This window comes from Chryseobacterium sp. WX, from assembly GCF_029542485.1.
GTDB classification, from domain to species: domain Bacteria; phylum Bacteroidota; class Bacteroidia; order Flavobacteriales; family Weeksellaceae; genus Chryseobacterium; species Chryseobacterium cucumeris.
In genome coordinates, this window is sequence record NZ_CP120710.1 from 3,908,531 (window position 1) to 3,924,638 (window position 16,108).

The following is a 16,108-nucleotide window of genomic DNA, read 5'->3' on the forward strand; positions in this document are numbered from 1 at the left end:
ATTTTGCATTATCAATTATTTAATCATTTAATTCTATGAAAAATCTAAAATTAGGAATTTCAGCATTGGCGCTTACTGTTGCCTCTACTGTTTTCGCACAGACTACCAACAATCCGTGGTTAATCGGAGTTGGTGCTCATGCTGAAAACCACGTAGCAGCAAGAGGTAACTTCAGTAATACGTTCTCTGCTAACAATTTGACAAAAAGTATGTTCAATGTGAACAACTTTTCTATTACACCTCCACTATCTAAGTTAACAGTTGCTAGAAACGTTGGAAAAGGTTTAGTAATTGACTGGCAAACTTCTGTTGGAAATGTTGAAAACAAAAGATTCAACATGGGGAAAGAATTTTTCCTAATGACAGGTCTTGGTTTCCAGGCTCACGCTGCAGGTCTTTTATGGAACGAAGAATCTTGGTTTGATCCATATTTAAGAGTTGGTGCTAACTACTTAAGACATGATTATACAGCTCTTACTTTCCCTAGAACATCTGTTGACGCTAACGGTAACGCAATCGAAACTGTAACAAACGGTAAGGATGGTAACGAAAATGGTAAAGCTAATCACTTTACTGTAGCTACAGGTGCTGGTGCTAACTTCTGGGTAACTAAGAACTTCGGTCTTGGTATTCAGGGAGATTATGTATCAACTCCAGGTGATAAATCTACTGTTGCTAACTTCTGGCAAGCTTCTGCTTCTATCTTATTCAGATTTGGAAACAGAGATAGAGATAAGGATGGTATCCTAGATAAAGATGACCTTTGTCCAGATACTCCAGGTTTACCAGAATTCCAAGGATGTCCTGATACTGACGGTGACGGAGTTCCAGATAAAGACGATCAATGTCCAGAAGTGGCTGGTCCAGTTGAAAACAACGGATGCCCTTGGCCAGATACTGACGGTGACGGTGTAATCGATAAAGATGACGCTTGTCCTACAGTAGCAGGTCCTGCTGAAAACAACGGTTGTCCTTGGCCAGATACTGACGGTGATGGTATCTTAGATAAAGATGATGCTTGTCCTACTGTTCCAGGTCTTCCTGAATACAACGGATGTCCTAAGCCGAAAGAAGTAATTGCTAAAGAAGCTACAGGTGCTCTTAAAGATATCTTATTTGATTTCAATAAAGCTACAATCAGACCTGAGTCTAGCGGTAAGTTAGATCAAGCTGCAACTATCATCAAGCAATCTAACGATGGTACATTCTTAGTAACAGGTCACACTGATAAGAAAGGTGCTGATGCTTACAACTTGAAACTTTCTAGACAAAGAGCTGCTTCAGTAGTAGGTGCTCTAGAAGCTAGAGGAGTAAATGCAAACCAGTTAAAATCTGTAGGAGTTGGTGAAAGAGACGCTACTGTTTCTGAAAAAGCTTCTGATGCGGAAAGAATGGTTGACAGAAAAGTAGTTGTTGAAGCTGTTAACGGTGCTGCTTGGGATGCACTTAAGAAATCTGATCTAGATGTTGTAGAGAAGAAGACTGTAGTGAAAAAAGCGAAAAAAGCTCCAGCTAAGAAAAAAGCTGCTGCTAAAAAGAAAAAATAATTAATTTTTCTAAATAATGAATACCTCCAATTTGATTGGAGGTATTTTTTTTTTGTGGACTTTTGAGTAATTTTGTTGGAAATATAAAAATTAAAATGGGAAGAGCATTTGAATATAGAAAAGCTTCTAAAATGGCCAGATGGGACAAGATGGCCAAAACATTCTCTAAAATTGGAAAAGATATTGCTTTAGCAGTGAAAGCTGGCGGAACAGATCCGGAATCCAATCCTGCATTGAGAAGATGTATCCAAAACGCAAAAGGGGCGAATATGCCTAAGGATAATGTTGAAAGAGCAATTAAGAAAGCAAGTGGTGCAGATGCAGAAAACTATGAAGAAATCACTTATGAAGGTTATGGGCAAGGTGGTGTTGCTTTTTTTGTAGAATGTACTACGAACAACACTACAAGAACTGTAGCTAATGTAAGAGCTGTTTTCAATAAATTTGACGGTAACCTTGGGAAAAATGGTGAGCTGGCATTTATCTTCGACAGAAAAGGTATTTTCACAATAGATTTAGCCCAGATTAAAATGGATTGGGATGATTTCGAAATGGAAATGATTGATGGAGGTGCAGAAGATGTGGAAAAGGATGAGGAGGAAGTAATGATCACTACAGCTTTTGAAGATTTCGGTTCTCTATCTCACAAATTGGATGCGCTTGGAATTGAAGCAAAAAGTGCAGAACTTCAGAGAATTCCAAACAATACAAAAGAAGTAAATGCAGAACAGTTCAAGGCTAATATGAAAATGCTTGAGCGTTTCGAAGAAGATGATGACGTGCAAAACGTTTACCACAATATGGAAATCACAGAAGAGCTTATGAACTCTTTATAAAAAATAACATAGCATTCATATACAGTTAATTTTCAATTAGTTTCTTTGTACAAAACTATGAAAAGAAACGTTGAATTAGTTGTTATATCGGATGTTCATTTGGGAACTTATGGATGTAAGGCTAAAGAATTGTTGAGATACCTCAATTCTATCCACCCTAAAACATTAGTTTTAAACGGTGATATTATTGATATCTGGCAGTTTAAAAAGTCTTACTTCCCTAAACCTCATTTGAAGGTAATCAGAAAGATTCTTTCACTGGCTACCAAAAACACAGATGTTTATTACATTACAGGCAATCATGATGAAATGTTCCGTAAGTTCACAGATTTTGAACTGGGAAAACTTAAAGTCTGTAATAAAATCTGTCTGAACATAGATCAGAAAAAAACCTGGATATTTCACGGTGATGTTTTCGATGCATCCGTCCAGCATTCCAAATGGATCGCCAAACTCGGCGGAAAAGGTTACGACCTCCTTATTATTATCAATAATGTTGTAAATTGGTTCTTAGAAAAAATGGGTAGAGAGAAATACTCGTTTTCCAAAAAGATCAAAAACAATGTGAAAAAAGCAGTAAAATATATCGGTGATTTTGAACTTACTGCTTCTGAGCTGGCCATTGACAATCATTATGATTATGTCGTTTGCGGACATATCCATCAACCGCAGATCCGTGACGTTGTTAATAAAAAAGGATCTTGTACTTATTTGAATTCCGGTGACTGGATTGAAAATCTGTCCGCTTTAGAATATCATGATAAAGAATGGAAGATTTTTTATTACGATGAGCATAAGCATTTGCTGAAAGATGATGAAGCTGAAGAAATTCCGGAAATGGATAATTCTGCTCTTTTAAAAATTGTAACCAACTTTTCCTAAATGAAGGTTTTGTATGCATTCCAGGGTACTGGAAATGGACATGTTGCCCGAGCACAGGAAATTATTCCTCTTCTCAAAAAACATGTGTCTGTTGATACCTTGATCAGTGGGCACCAGTCGCAATTAAAGGCTGATTTTAATATTAATTTTCAACATAGAGGTATTTCTCTTCTTTATAATAAAACAGGCGGTTTATCCTACCGAAAAACATTTACAGAAAATAAATTCTTTGAAGCTGTTAAAACCATCAGAGAACTGGAGCTGTCACAATATGATTTGATTATCAATGATTATGAACCTTTGACAGGTTGGGCTTCCAAACTGAAAAAACTTCCCATGATAGAACTCAGCCATCAGGCTTCCATGAGTTTTGTGGAAACACCCAAACCAGAAAAAAAAGATTTTCTGGGAGAAATGATTTTAAAATATTACGTTCCCAGCCAAAGAAAAATCGGTTTTCATTTTGAAAATTATCATCCGCAGATCAAAAAACCTGTAATCAGGAGAAAGATCAGAAATCTGAACCCTTATAAACAGGGATATTATCTGGTCTATCTTCCCAGTTTTGCAGATGAGAATATCATTAAGGTTTTAAGAAAAATTCCCGTGGAGTGGAAAGTGTTTTCAAAATACAGTAAAGTACAGGTCAAGGTAAAAAATGTGGAAGTATTTCCTATTGATGAAAGCCAGTATCTGAAATACTTTGAAGGCTGCGACGGAATTTTGTGCAATGCAGGTTTTGAAACTCCGGCAGAAGCATTATTTATGGATAAGAAACTATTTGTGATTCCCATCCACAATCAATATGAGCAGGAATGCAATGCATGTGCCCTTGACAAAATGGGAATCCGTAATTCCAAGGTTTTAAATCTTCAGGAAATTATGGAGTGGGTAGCGTCAGATCATCATCTCAGAGTAGATTATCCGGATGATATTGAAGACATCCTTCTTAATGAAGTTTTAATTCTTTAAAAAGATATCATCCACATCACTCATTCTCATCATTACAGATCTTGCATAGGAACAGTGCGGATATACTTTCCAGTTATTTTCTCTGGCAAATTTGATGGCTTCTTCCACTAAAAATTTTCCCATTCCTCTGCCTTCAAATTCGGGATGTACCAATACGAAAGAGATAATGAATTTATGGTCTTCCGGGAAAATAGTATAAGTAAGTCTTCCTACTTCTTTTGTTTCATTATTTAAAGTAAGAACACCGCCATTTCCGGATTTATTGTTTTCAAATTTCATGATTCAGGACTTTATTCTTCAATATACAAAAATTACACCGAGCTTTGCATAAGCAATAAGCAATAAGCAATAAGCAATAAGCAATAAGCAATAAATGTTTTTAAATTGATAACCATTCACTTGCGAAGCAAAATTGACCATAGATCTACCTAATTATCTTTCCCCGTATAATAGTTGTAGTCTTTGATAATCACATTGATAAACTGCCTTTCCGTCATTTTCGTAGGATCTATTTCCAGTTTCAGAATGCTTTTGATTTTTTCGGATAGTTTATTGATGATCTGGCGGTCATCTACTTTCAGAGCTTTGGTATAATTATCTTTGATGATTCTCATATCATTATCACTCAAAGCAATTACCTGAGGGAAAGAAGGGACATAATTTTCATGGATATTCTCCAGGATTGTATGAGAAATATTAATGTTGTTTTTTAGAGAGATAACGGCCGTTCCGGAAGCAATGTCACCCAAACGCTGATTATTTTTAGAAACAATCATAGAAATAAGTCCTACTACTCCGGCAAATGAAACATCTACAATTCTGAAAACCCACCGGATCATATAATCTGCGAAACTAGCCTGATAACCGTCAATTTTCACTACTTTTATTTTCATGAGTTTTTTACCGGGAGTCTGACCTTCCATTAAACTTTCCAACACAAGAGGATAAATATAAACAGGAAAGGTAAGAACAAGATAGACAGCCCGTATCGACCAGCCGTCAAGACCATCCAGAAGATATCCCAAATCAAGAATATTGAAGAACAGATACAGGATAATAACCACGTAGGCAATTCTGATCAGGAGATCAATAATGAAGGCAAGCATCCTTTCTCCTACGCCTGCAATATTAAAATTAATATTTACATTTTGTGAGGTATTTATCGCAATTTGAGACATATTTTTTATTATTTTAGCCTTAATAATTATGAGAGAAGTTTATTTCATTAAACAAAATAAAGAAAAATGGTTGGGAATCGAACAGGTTATTCAAGGGAAAATAAAAAAAAATCCTGATGACCTGTCCTCATTGTATATAAACCTGATCAATGATCTTTCTTTTGCCCAGACTTATTATCCCAAAAGCAATACTACTGTTTATCTGAACCATTTATCTGCCCAGATTTTTCAGAAAATTTATAAAACAAAAAGAGTAGAGGAGAACAGGCTGGTTTACTTTTTCAAAACTGAAGTTCCGTTGCTGATGTATCAATACCGGAGATATCTGATGTATGCCTTTCTCTTTTTCATTTTGTTTACATCAATAGGAGTGCTTTCTGCCATTTATGATAAAGGCTTTGTGAATATTATACTAGGGGAAGGGTATGTGAATGAAACGATCGAAAATATTAAAAATAATAATGCCGTAGGCGTTTATCAGAGCGGAAGCACTTGGGGAAGCACCATCGGAATTATCTTTAATAATATTCAGGTTGGAGCAAAATTATATATTTACGGAATTGCCGGGGGAGTGGGAACATTGTTCGCATTGCTTTCGAATAGTGTGATGCTGGGAGCTTTTCAATATTTCTTCTATGATTACGGAGCATTGAAAGACAGTGCAAGAGGAATATGGCTTCACGGGGTTTTTGAAATTTTTGCCATGGTAGTAGAAGCGATGTGCGGATTGATTCTGGGCGCGTCTATTTTATTTCCAAGAACATTTTCAAGATTTAACTCGTTTAAAAAAGGATTTAAAGATTCATTTAAAATATTTTTAAGTACTGTCCCTTTCACTATTTGTGCAGGGATTATAGAAGGATATGTCACCAGACATGCATTGAAGATGCCTTTAATTTTAAACCTTATCATCATTTTTGGCTCACTTGCAATTATTGGATACTACTATTTTGTATATCCGTCTGTTGTTTACAAAAAAACTAATAAACACATCAATGATACAATTTTATAAAAAAAGAGATTTTGGAACTTTCATCAGTGACAGTTTCAATTTTTTCAAATTATACGGAAAGAATTATTTCAAAAACTATATTCTGATCAATGGCCTGCTTTTGATCTTAATGGTCACTGTGGTGATTTTCGGGTATAAAGAACTCTTTTCACAGATATTCGGATCTAATCTTGGCGGTGAAACGTATTATTTTGAACAGTATTTTTCAGAAAATTCCGGAATGCTGATCACAGTAGGATTACTGACTTTCCTGCTTTTCATGATCCTGATGATTGTCAATTATCTGTATCCTGTTTTTTATTTAAAAAGAATTGCACAGGGAGCAGAAAAAATAAAGACTGATGAAATTCTCGGCGACTTTAAAAACAATGCCGGAAGAATTGGAAAACTATGTCTGGGAATGATCTTTATCGTTACTCCGGCAATCTTATTTGTAGTAGGTTTTTCTTATATCCTGATTTTTATTATTATCGGATTGTTTTTGATCCTGCTTCTTTATCCAACGATATTTAATTTTACTACCTTTCTGATGTATGATTATTTTAATTCGGACAGAGGTTTCTGGGGAAGCTTGAGCTATGCTTTACGTTCTCAGTTTTCTTACCCGAATGGAAGTGAAAAATCACCATACTGGAAATATTGGGGATCTGCATTTGTGATGTTTATTATTATGTATATGATAACATCTATATTCACATTTATCCCTATGATGTTCTTTTACGGATCCCTGCTTACTTCTACACCGGACGGAAATTTTGAGCAGAATCCTTTTACCGGAGCTGCCGGAATTGTATTTTTTGTATTCTATGGATTTTCTATGTTATTTTCATTTTTTCTTTCCAACCTGATGTATGTGAATGCAGGACTGATGTATTATGACAGCAGAACAGATCTTCACCAGAAAGTAGAATTGGCAGAAATAGATACGATTGGAATCAATGAATAAAATTATTTTTTTCATACTGCTTTTTTTCTCACTTGGGCTGGTTCATGCTCAGGATGATAATTCCGATTCTGATGATCTGGTAGATTCACTATACACCACCGGACATTACAGAAATATGCTGCGTGCGGATTCTGTGCTGATGAAAAATCCGGTATCGGAGAATGAGGTGTATCCGAAAACATTCAAAGAAAATATTCCGTCAAGATATAAAGGAAATGAATTTGACTATTCCGTATCAAAACCGAGAGAATCTTTCTTTCAAAAGCTGATGCGAAAAATCAATCAGATTATACAGAGTATTTTTGGAGAAACAGCGTTCACTAAATCGGCAGAGCTGACCACGATCATTATTCGTCTGTTTGCAATTATTCTTGTAGGTTTTCTGTTGTATTTTATTATTAAATATATCATGGGAAAAGACGGGAATTTTATTTTTGGTAAAAAGAATAAGAAGCTGGATCTCAATGTACAGGAACTTCATGAGAATATCCATGAAATCAATTTCCCTGAAAGTATCGCGAAATTTGAACACGCAGGAGATTATCGTTCCGCAGTTCGGTATCAATTCCTGTTTGTTCTTAAAAAACTGAGTGACAAAAAACTGATCAACTGGAATCCGGAAAAAACCAATAAGGACTATGCCTCAGAGTTAAAAGCTCATCATCTGAAGGGTGACTTCTCCAATCTGTCTTATATTTTTGATTATGTATGGTATGGTGAATTCAGAATTGAAGAAGAGAGCTATCAGAAATTTAAAAATCAGTATCAGGCATTTAAACCATAACTATAGTAACCATGAACAAAACTTTCAAAACATATGCTGTAATTTTCGTCATTGTGATGATTATTTTGGCGTTGCTTGAAGTTAACAAAAAAGAAACGACAGACTGGCGGAAGAATTTTGATATCAATGAGAAGTCTCCGTTTGGACTGTTTGTTTTTAATAATGAAGCGAAATATCTTTTTAAAAATAATCTTAAGAAGATTGAACAGGTTCCTTATGAATATTACAGCCAGCACAAAAAGGGAGCTCACAATATTGTAGTCATTGAAAATAACCTTGACGGTGAGTCATGGAAAAAAATTCTGTCTCAGATATCTGAAGGTTCGGATGCATTTCTGATGGTAACCCGCATGCCTAAAGAAATTTCTGATAGTATCGGATATTACGATTCTGAGATCTCTTTTGAAGAAGAAAATGTCCTGAAACTTACCGATAAAAAATTTCAGAATGATTTTATTAAATTAGATAAATTTCCATCGGGCAGAGGATTTTCCTTTATCAAACCTAAAGTGGAAGTACTGGGGAAAACAGTTGAGAAGAAGAATACAGATCAGGCCAATTTTATTAAAGTAAAGTTTGGTAAAGGATATATCTATGCTCATACAGAACCTCTTTTCCTGACGAATTATTATCTTCTGAAACCCGGCAATGTAAAATATGCACAGGATGTGTTTTCATATCTTCAGGATAGAGAAACCCTTTGGTTCGTATCCAACAAAAGTTCTGAATCACGCTTTTTCATGAGATTTATATTGTCAAATCCACCTTTAAAATATGCATGGTGGGTATTTTTAGGAGGACTTATTCTTTTTATCTTTTTTAATGCAAAAAGGAAACAGAGGATAGTTCCTGTAGAAGAGCCATTAAGAAATACTTCCCTGGATTTTGTGAAAAGCATTGGAAATCTGTATCTTCAGGAAGGCGATTTTCATGATATGATGGCCAAGAAGGCACAGTATTTTCTGAACAAAGTGAGAATGGATCTGTTGATAGATACTCAGAATTTAGATGAAGAGTTTACAAAAAAATTGCATCTGAAAACTGGTAAACCCTTAGAAATGATCAGTGAAGCAATAGTACTTATCAAAAAAGCCCAGGATCCTTACGCCAGTGTTATGAAGGAAGATCTTACAAGGATCAATAAGCTCCTTGATGAAATACTTAAATAATATAATAATAGAATAACCTAACCATATAACAGTTTTTCAATGCTAAAATGTTTGTTCGTTAGAACACATATAATTGTAGATAGTCATTGTTAAACTAGCAAATTAAAATTATTATGGAAAACTTTGATAACCCGAATATAGAAAACCAAAGCGCTATCAATCTTAACAAACAGGAAGAGCAATTTCAGTCGAGAATTGATATGATTGAACTTCGTGCGAGTTTAGAGAAAGTAAAATCTGAGATCGGAAAAGTAATTGTAGGACAGGAAAAAATGATTGAACATCTCTTGGCTGCATTACTTTCAAACGGACACGTGCTTATTGAAGGAGTTCCGGGAGTAGCAAAAACAATCACGGCAAAATTATTAGCCAAAACCATTGACGTAGGATTTAGCAGAATTCAGTTTACTCCGGATCTGATGCCTTCCGATATTTTGGGAACTTCTGTATTCAACGTGAAAAACTCAGAATTTGAATTTAAAAAAGGACCTATCTTTTCCAATTTCATACTGATTGATGAGATCAACAGATCGCCGGCAAAAACGCAGTCTGCCCTATTTGAAGTAATGGAAGAAAGACAGATCACGATAGACGGTACACGGTATGCGATGGATGAACCTTTCCTTGTTATCGCTACACAAAACCCTATTGAACATGAGGGAACGTACCGGCTTCCGGAAGCTCAGCTGGACCGTTTTCTATTCAAAATCAATGTAGGATATCCTAATCTTGAACAGGAAATTGCGATTATTAAAAATCAGCACGAAAGTAAAAAAGAAGATAAAACAGAAGGAATCAATCGTGTCATCAGTGCAGAGCAGTTGAAAAACTATCAGCATCTGGTAAAAGAAATCATTGTGGAAGCACAGCTGATGGAATATATTGCTAAGATTATCATCAACACCAGAGAAAATCAGTTCTTATATCTGGGGGCTTCTCCAAGAGCTTCACTGGCACTTCTGACAGCTTCCAAAGCGTTTGCTGCACTAAGAGGAAGAGATTTTGTAACCCCTGAAGATATTAAAGAGGCAAGCTATGCTGTTTTAAGGCACAGAGTAATCGTTTCTCCCGAAAGAGAAATGGAAGGTCTTAGCGCAGATGAAATTATCCGCCAGATTTTAGAAGGAATAGAAATACCGAGATAGGGTAGTAGAAAGAGGGGCTTGAATCATCATTCCTAAAACCTTTCATCTGCAACCTGCCACCTAACCAATGAAAAACTTATACATCAATACACGTTTCTTTTTTACACTCATCGCAGTGGGGATCCTGTATGTCCTTGCATTTTTCTTTCCGGTGATGATGTGGGGAGCCCATCTTGCACTGTTGATCTGTTTTCTTGCAGCAATGGTAGATTTTCTGTTGCTGTTTAATCAAAAGAATGCCTTACAGGTTCAGAGAATTTTGCCTGAAAAATTGTCCAACGGAGATGAGAATTTTGTAAAAATCGATATTAAAAATAATTACAGCTTCACCATAGCCACTAAAATTATTGACGAAATTCCGTTTCAGTTTCAAAAGAGAGATTTTCTGATTGAAAAGCAGATCGCTTCTGGAGGCAATACATTTTTTCAATACACATTAGAGCCTAAAGAAAGGGGAGAATATCATTTCGGAGGACTGAATGTGTATGTATCATCACCTTTGGGATTCGTCTCAAAAAGATTTATTTTTCAGAAAGATGCTATGCTTCCTGCCTATCCCTCTTTTATTCATCTCCGAAAATATGAGCTGATGGCTATTCAGAGTGAATTTTTATTGGGTGGAATCAAGAAAGTCAGAAAGCTGGGACACACCATGGAGTTTGAGCAGATCAAAGAATATGTTCCCGGAGATGATATCAGAACGATCAACTGGAAAGCAACTTCCAAGACCAACAGACTCATGGTAAACCAGTTTCAGGATGAAAAATCACAGCGTATTTTTATGTTGATCGATAAAGGAAGAACCATGAAAATGCCGTTCAATGGATTAAGTTTACTGGATTATTCCATCAATGCAACCATGGCACTTTCTCATATTATTTTAAGAAAAGGAGACAGAGCGGGAATGATGACTTTTTCCAAGAAAGCTGAAAATAAAATTGCTGCCGATAATAAATCCGGACAGTTGAAGAAAATCTCTGAAGCGCTTTATAATATTAAAACCGATTTCTTCGAGAGTGATTTCAACCGTTTGTATCAGGATGTAAAATATTCCATCAATCAAAGAAGCTTAATTCTGCTTTTTACCAATTTTGAAACTCTTGACGGATTGAACCGACAGTTGAAATATCTTCGCGGAATTGCTAAAAATCACTTGCTGGTAGTGGTATTCTTCAAAAATTCAGAACTGCAGACGTTGATCAACAAAAATCCTGAAAATATGCAGGAAATTTATGATGAAATTATTGCTGAAAAATTTGAATTTGAAAAGAAACTGATCATCCAGGAACTTCGTAAATACGGAATTTATACCGTATATACCCTTCCTGAAAATTTGAATATCGATGTTATCAATAAATATCTGGAGATAAAAGCGAGAGGAATTTTATAAAATATTTTAAATACAAATCAAAAAATAAAATGGAACTAAAAGAAAAGGCAGGTGCGCTGTTGAAAATAGCTGCCTTAAATGAAGGTGCAAAAGAATATATTCTTAACAATCCTGAGCTCTTTAAACTCTTACTGAAAGCAGCTAAAAGATATATAGGAGGCGAAAAAATGGAAGAAGCGATTGCCACTGCTAAAAGAATTAATGATAAAGGACTTCCAACTTCACTAGAGTTTATGGGAGAGAGTACCCGTTCCGTGGAAGAATCAGAATCAGTAACTCAACATTTTTTTGATTTGATTAATAAAGTGAAAGAAGAGAATATCAATTCTATCATTTCTTTGGATTTATCACATATTGGTCTTGCAATTGATAAGGATCTTGCTTATAATAATTTAATGTCATTAGCAGAATCAGCTTACAAAAAAGATATTGAAATAGTGATTAGTGCAGAGGGTATTGATAGAACTGATGATATTATTAATACCTTTTGTAAAATATCGCCTGATTTTCCAAATGTTGGAATTACCCTGCAGGCATATTTAAACCGTACTCCAAAAGACCTTGAACGGATATTGAATGAAACACAAGGGAAAATAAGAATTGTAAAAGGTGCTTTTGCTGTTCCTCCGGGACATGCTGTAGAGAGAGGAAAACATTTAGATGATTTATATATTAAATATATTGAAACTCTTTTCCTTAAAAACAGGAAATGTTCTGTTGCTACCCATCATAATATCGTTCAGAATAGAGTTAAAGAGCTCATTGAACAATATGATATTCCAAAATCTAAATATGAATTTGAAATGTTACTGGGAATACAGGAAGATCTGTTGAATGAAATCTATAAAGAAGGTTACCCGTGCAGGCAGTATATTGTGTATGGTGATGAATGGTATCTGTACATGTGTAACCGCATTGCAGAAAATCCGGATAATCTTTTTCAGGCTATGGTTGATATCATGTCTTAGCCTGAGGTTTACTGCATAAAGTTTTTTATATTTGAATAAGAATATAAAAAGAAATCTGAAATATAAACCCGTACAATGAAAATTACACTCAACAGAATAAACGACGATTTTTTATTTGAATGTACAAACTCACAAGGAAATTCTATCCTTTTAGATAATACTTCCCAGCCGGGAGCCAAAGGAGTTTCCCCAATGGAAAGTGTACTGATGGCTGTAGCAGGCTGCAGCGGAATTGATGTGGTGTCTATTCTGAAGAAGCAACGTCAGGAAATTAAAAGCTTTCAGGCAGAAGTAGAAGGCGAAAGAGTGCAGGTAGAAGATGCAAAACCTTTTAAATCGATTAACGTTAAGTTCCTTTTGGAAGGAGAAATTGATCCTAAAAAAGCATTAAAGGCTGCAGAACTTTCTTTTGAAAAATACTGCTCTGTATCAAAAACGTTAGAACCGAATGTAGAAATCGGATACGAAGTGTATGTGAACGGAGAAAAAATTTAATCTCTTACATAAAATAGCAAAAGCCGGATGTTTTATCCGGCTTTTATATTACTCATTACCAATTCCTCATTGCTTATTAAAAGGTGAGTCTTGGTTTTATCAGTTTTGCCACTGTAGCTGTCCATCCTGTTTGGTGGGAAGCACCCACACCACGGCCATTATCTCCATGAAAATATTCAAAAAATGTAATATAATCTCTGAAGTGTTCATCATAATTGAACTTTGGATTACCTCCGTTGAAAGCTCTTTGTCCATGTTCATCCTTTAAAAATAGAGAGCAAAGCCTTTTACTTATATTTTGAGCCACTTCATCAAGATTTCTTTTATCACCACTTCCTGTGGGAAGTTCTACTTTCAGACTATTTCCATAATAATAATGGAAGCGCTGCAGACTTTCAACAATCAGAAAATTGATCGGAAACCAGATAGGCCCACGCCAGTTGCTGTTTCCGCCAAACATACGGCTGTCACTTTCTGCAGGTGTATAGTAGACTATATTTTCAGACCCATGTACAGAGAAGACAAAAGGATTTTCCTCATACACCTTAGACATGGCGCGGATTCCGTAAGAACTCAGGAATTCATTTTCATCAAGCATTCTGGTCAGAACCTTTGTCAGTCTGTTTTTGCGGAGGATACTCATAAGGTGTTTTCGGCCTTGTCCTTCCTCATCCCAGTGAGAAACCAGTTTGGTCAACTCCGGCTTGTTCTTTAAGATCCATTCCATTCGGGTTCTGAAATTCGGCATCTTTTCCAGTAAGCGGTGGTCAACAATCTCAACAGCAAACATAGGAATCAAACCCACAATACTTCGTAATTTTAAAGAAACACTGTCTCCATTTCCTAGCTGTAGGACATCATAGAAGAATCCGTCTTCTTCGTTCCAAAGTCCTTTCGTTCCTTCGCCCAGGTTTTCCATAGCTTCAGCGATATAAAGATAATGCTCAAAAAACTTGATGGCCATATCTTCATATACCTGATAATATTGGGCAAGCTCCATTGCAATACGCATCATATTCAATGCATACATGGCCATCCAGCTTGTTCCGTCTGCCTGTTCAAGATGCTGTCCGTCCTTTAGTTCCATATTCCGGTCAAAAGCTCCGATATTATCGAGACCAAGAAACCCTCCACCAAAGATATTTTTTCCGTTTTTATCCTTTCGGTTCACCCACCAGGTGAAATTAAGAAGCAGTTTCTGGAAAACTTTCTCTAAAAATAATAAATCCGGTTTTCCGTTAGCTTTTTCATCAATTTTGAAAACACGGAAGCATGACCAGGCGTGTACCGGCGGGTTCACGTCACTCATATTCCATTCATAGGCTGGAAGCTGTCCATTAGGATGCATGTACCATTCCTTAGTAAGGAGCAAAAGTTGTCCCTTGGCAAATTCCGCATCAATGATGGAAAACGGAACACAGTGAAATGCCAGATCCCATGTGGCATACCATGGATACTCCCATTTATCGGGCATAGAAATAATATCCTTATTATGGAGATGATTCCATTCCGTATTTCTTACATATTCGTTGAAATTTCTTGGGGCTTCAAAGTTGGGATCACCTTTCAGCCATTTTCCAATATTGTAATGATAGAACTGCTTATTCCAGAGAAGTCCTGCAAAAGCCTGTCTCTGAACATTTCTTTCATCTTCGTTAACGGTATCATTTTGAATTTCTTTATAAAATTCTTCAGCTTCAGCCTGTCGCGTATTGAATATTTCATCAAACTTTTCAAAAGGCTCATCAGCTTCAGCCGGGCATAATCTGAATTCAAAAACTTTGGATTCTCCGGCACCAATAAGCTCATCAATCAGAAAAGAAGCTTTTGTCCCTTTCTTTGCGGGATTTATCGTATTCGTTTGATGGATAATATAATTATTGATTCCGTCTTTGAAATAAGTGTTTTCACCTGCAGGAGCTCCATAAAGCTTAGAATTATTGGTTTCATTATCACAAAATACGCTTTGTGCATTGGTATTTCTTGAATACAGCTTCCTGATCGAAATACTGTCGTGGGCAATATCGATACTTCCGTCGTGAGAAGCATTAAGCTGTGCCTTATAGGTGTTGTATCCCCATTTCCAGTTGTTTCTGAACCATACAGTAGGTGCTACCACAATAGGTGCTTCATGCTGACTTCGGTTACAGACCGTTACTCTGGCAAGAATATCATTGTGATCGGCCTTGCAATATTCAATGAAAATATCAAAATATTCATCATTATCGAAAATTCCGGTATCGAAAATTTCATATTCCGGTTCCTTTTTACTGCGTCTTCCGTTTTCTGCAACAAGCTCATCGTAAGGAAATTCATTGATGGGATATTTATAAACCATTTTCATATAACTATGAGTAGGTGTATTATCCAGATAATAAAAGATTTCTTTGATGTCTTCCCCATGATTTCCCTGAGGATTGCTCAACCCAAAGAATCGTTCCTTTACCATTTTGTCTTTCTTGTTCCAGAACGAAAAAGCAAAGCATAAAAGCTGCTTTACATCAGAAATTCCGGCAATACCTTCTTCACCCCAACGGTAGGCATAGCTTTCTGCATTATTATGGTTGGTAAAATTCCAGGCATTCCCGTTCGGGCTATAATCTTCGCGTACATTTCCCCACTGCCGGTTGCTTACATAAGGTCCCCAGTTTTTCCATTTGGTATCTTGTAATCTATCTTTTTCGGCGGTCATATCTCATCACTTTTCCATACGAAGTTAGTTTTTTTGAGAAGTAATTCCAATTTTTTTCATCTGAATAATTATTAATATACTCTTGGAATACT

15 protein-coding genes are annotated in these 16,108 nt (G+C 36.0%); 12 read left to right on the forward strand and 3 right to left on the reverse strand.

All coding sequences use genetic code 11. The features are described from left to right. The first annotated feature begins 35 nt into the window (after nt 1-35). The 4 genes from PZ898_RS17675 (at nt 36) to PZ898_RS17690 (ending at nt 4,237) form a co-directional block, all read left to right on the forward strand. Complete coding sequence (locus tag PZ898_RS17675) at nt 36-1,547, forward strand: OmpA family protein (RefSeq protein ID WP_277693865.1); 1,512 nt, start codon at nt 36-38, stop codon at nt 1,545-1,547. 95 nt (nt 1,548-1,642) lie between these two features. Then, nucleotides 1,643-2,383 carry a YebC/PmpR family DNA-binding transcriptional regulator gene (locus tag PZ898_RS17680; protein ID WP_034694756.1) on the forward strand — a complete coding sequence of 247 codons (741 nt, stop codon included), beginning with the start codon at nt 1,643-1,645 and terminating at the stop codon, nt 2,381-2,383. A 57-nt stretch (nt 2,384-2,440) separates the two neighbouring features. Further along, nucleotides 2,441-3,265, forward strand: a complete 825-nt coding sequence (locus tag PZ898_RS17685) for a UDP-2,3-diacylglucosamine diphosphatase (protein ID WP_277693866.1) — start codon at nt 2,441-2,443, stop codon at nt 3,263-3,265. Next, on the forward strand, nt 3,266-4,237 hold the full coding sequence (locus PZ898_RS17690; protein ID WP_277693867.1) for a glycosyltransferase family protein: 972 nt from the start codon (nt 3,266-3,268) through the stop codon (nt 4,235-4,237). Here PZ898_RS17690 and PZ898_RS17695 read toward each other — a convergent pair. Beyond that, nucleotides 4,226-4,516, reverse strand: a complete 291-nt coding sequence (locus PZ898_RS17695) for a GNAT family N-acetyltransferase (protein ID WP_062673684.1) — start codon at nt 4,514-4,516, stop codon at nt 4,226-4,228. The genes PZ898_RS17690 and PZ898_RS17695 overlap by 12 nt on opposite strands. A 149-nt stretch (nt 4,517-4,665) precedes the next feature. Then, nucleotides 4,666-5,415, reverse strand: coding sequence for an RDD family protein (locus tag PZ898_RS17700; protein WP_062673686.1), 750 nt, complete (start codon nt 5,413-5,415; stop codon nt 4,666-4,668). Nucleotides 5,416-5,443: 28 nt separating this feature from the next. Here PZ898_RS17700 and PZ898_RS17705 point away from each other — a divergent pair, with 28 nt between their 5' ends. The 8 genes from PZ898_RS17705 (at nt 5,444) to PZ898_RS17740 (ending at nt 13,324) form a co-directional block, all read left to right on the forward strand. After that, the gene (locus PZ898_RS17705; RefSeq protein ID WP_062673688.1) at nt 5,444-6,427 is read left to right on the forward strand and encodes a stage II sporulation protein M; all 984 of its coding nucleotides are present in this window, start codon (nt 5,444-5,446) and stop codon (nt 6,425-6,427) included. After that, the gene (locus tag PZ898_RS17710; RefSeq protein ID WP_216443370.1) at nt 6,411-7,373 is read left to right on the forward strand and encodes a DUF4013 domain-containing protein; all 963 of its coding nucleotides are present in this window, start codon (nt 6,411-6,413) and stop codon (nt 7,371-7,373) included. Before PZ898_RS17705 ends, PZ898_RS17710 begins: the two co-directional genes overlap by 17 nt. Beyond that, on the forward strand, nt 7,366-8,157 hold the full coding sequence (locus PZ898_RS17715; protein WP_062673692.1) for a hypothetical protein: 792 nt from the start codon (nt 7,366-7,368) through the stop codon (nt 8,155-8,157). Before PZ898_RS17710 ends, PZ898_RS17715 begins: the two co-directional genes overlap by 8 nt. Nucleotides 8,158-8,168: 11 nt before the next feature. After that, nucleotides 8,169-9,326, forward strand: coding sequence for a hypothetical protein (locus PZ898_RS17720; RefSeq protein ID WP_277693868.1), 1,158 nt, complete (start codon nt 8,169-8,171; stop codon nt 9,324-9,326). A gap of 113 nt (nt 9,327-9,439) precedes the next feature. Continuing rightward, nucleotides 9,440-10,471, forward strand: coding sequence for a MoxR family ATPase (locus PZ898_RS17725; protein ID WP_277693869.1), 1,032 nt, complete (start codon nt 9,440-9,442; stop codon nt 10,469-10,471). Between the two features lie 67 nt (nt 10,472-10,538). Continuing rightward, nucleotides 10,539-11,861 (forward strand): DUF58 domain-containing protein, encoded by a 1,323-nt coding sequence (locus tag PZ898_RS17730; protein WP_277693870.1) that lies wholly within the window; start codon nt 10,539-10,541, stop codon nt 11,859-11,861. 29 nt (nt 11,862-11,890) lie between these two features. Further along, entirely contained in the window at nt 11,891-12,829 is a 939-nt protein-coding gene (locus PZ898_RS17735; protein ID WP_277693871.1) for a proline dehydrogenase family protein, read from the forward strand. A 75-nt stretch (nt 12,830-12,904) separates the two neighbouring features. Then, nucleotides 12,905-13,324, forward strand: coding sequence for an OsmC family protein (locus tag PZ898_RS17740; RefSeq protein ID WP_062673700.1), 420 nt, complete (start codon nt 12,905-12,907; stop codon nt 13,322-13,324). 76 nt (nt 13,325-13,400) lie between these two features. On the opposite strand, the gene PZ898_RS17745 is transcribed toward PZ898_RS17740, so the two are convergent. Continuing rightward, nucleotides 13,401-16,016, reverse strand: a complete 2,616-nt coding sequence (locus PZ898_RS17745) for a glucosidase (RefSeq protein ID WP_277693872.1) — start codon at nt 16,014-16,016, stop codon at nt 13,401-13,403. Between the last annotated feature and the right edge of the window lie 92 nt (nt 16,017-16,108).

What these genes read in the sequence shown, in the direction of transcription:
- PZ898_RS17740 (WP_062673700.1), top strand. Translation starts at nt 12,905, where the DNA reads ATGAAAATTACACTCAACAGAATAAACGACGATTTTTTATTTGAATGT.
- PZ898_RS17705 (WP_062673688.1), top strand. Translation starts at nt 5,444, where the DNA reads ATGAGAGAAGTTTATTTCATTAAACAAAATAAAGAAAAATGGTTGGGA.
- PZ898_RS17720 (WP_277693868.1), top strand. Translation starts at nt 8,169, where the DNA reads ATGAACAAAACTTTCAAAACATATGCTGTAATTTTCGTCATTGTGATG.
- PZ898_RS17730 (WP_277693870.1), top strand. Translation starts at nt 10,539, where the DNA reads ATGAAAAACTTATACATCAATACACGTTTCTTTTTTACACTCATCGCA.
- PZ898_RS17725 (WP_277693869.1), top strand. Translation starts at nt 9,440, where the DNA reads ATGGAAAACTTTGATAACCCGAATATAGAAAACCAAAGCGCTATCAAT.
- PZ898_RS17685 (WP_277693866.1), top strand. Translation starts at nt 2,441, where the DNA reads ATGAAAAGAAACGTTGAATTAGTTGTTATATCGGATGTTCATTTGGGA.
- PZ898_RS17735 (WP_277693871.1), top strand. Translation starts at nt 11,891, where the DNA reads ATGGAACTAAAAGAAAAGGCAGGTGCGCTGTTGAAAATAGCTGCCTTA.
- PZ898_RS17715 (WP_062673692.1), top strand. Translation starts at nt 7,366, where the DNA reads ATGAATAAAATTATTTTTTTCATACTGCTTTTTTTCTCACTTGGGCTG.
- PZ898_RS17675 (WP_277693865.1), top strand. Translation starts at nt 36, where the DNA reads ATGAAAAATCTAAAATTAGGAATTTCAGCATTGGCGCTTACTGTTGCC.
- PZ898_RS17680 (WP_034694756.1), top strand. Translation starts at nt 1,643, where the DNA reads ATGGGAAGAGCATTTGAATATAGAAAAGCTTCTAAAATGGCCAGATGG.
- PZ898_RS17695 (WP_062673684.1), bottom strand. Translation starts at nt 4,516, where the DNA reads ATGAAATTTGAAAACAATAAATCCGGAAATGGCGGTGTTCTTACTTTA.
- PZ898_RS17710 (WP_216443370.1), top strand. Translation starts at nt 6,411, where the DNA reads ATGATACAATTTTATAAAAAAAGAGATTTTGGAACTTTCATCAGTGAC.
- PZ898_RS17745 (WP_277693872.1), bottom strand. Translation starts at nt 16,016, where the DNA reads ATGACCGCCGAAAAAGATAGATTACAAGATACCAAATGGAAAAACTGG.
- PZ898_RS17700 (WP_062673686.1), bottom strand. Translation starts at nt 5,415, where the DNA reads ATGTCTCAAATTGCGATAAATACCTCACAAAATGTAAATATTAATTTT.
- PZ898_RS17690 (WP_277693867.1), top strand. Translation starts at nt 3,266, where the DNA reads ATGAAGGTTTTGTATGCATTCCAGGGTACTGGAAATGGACATGTTGCC.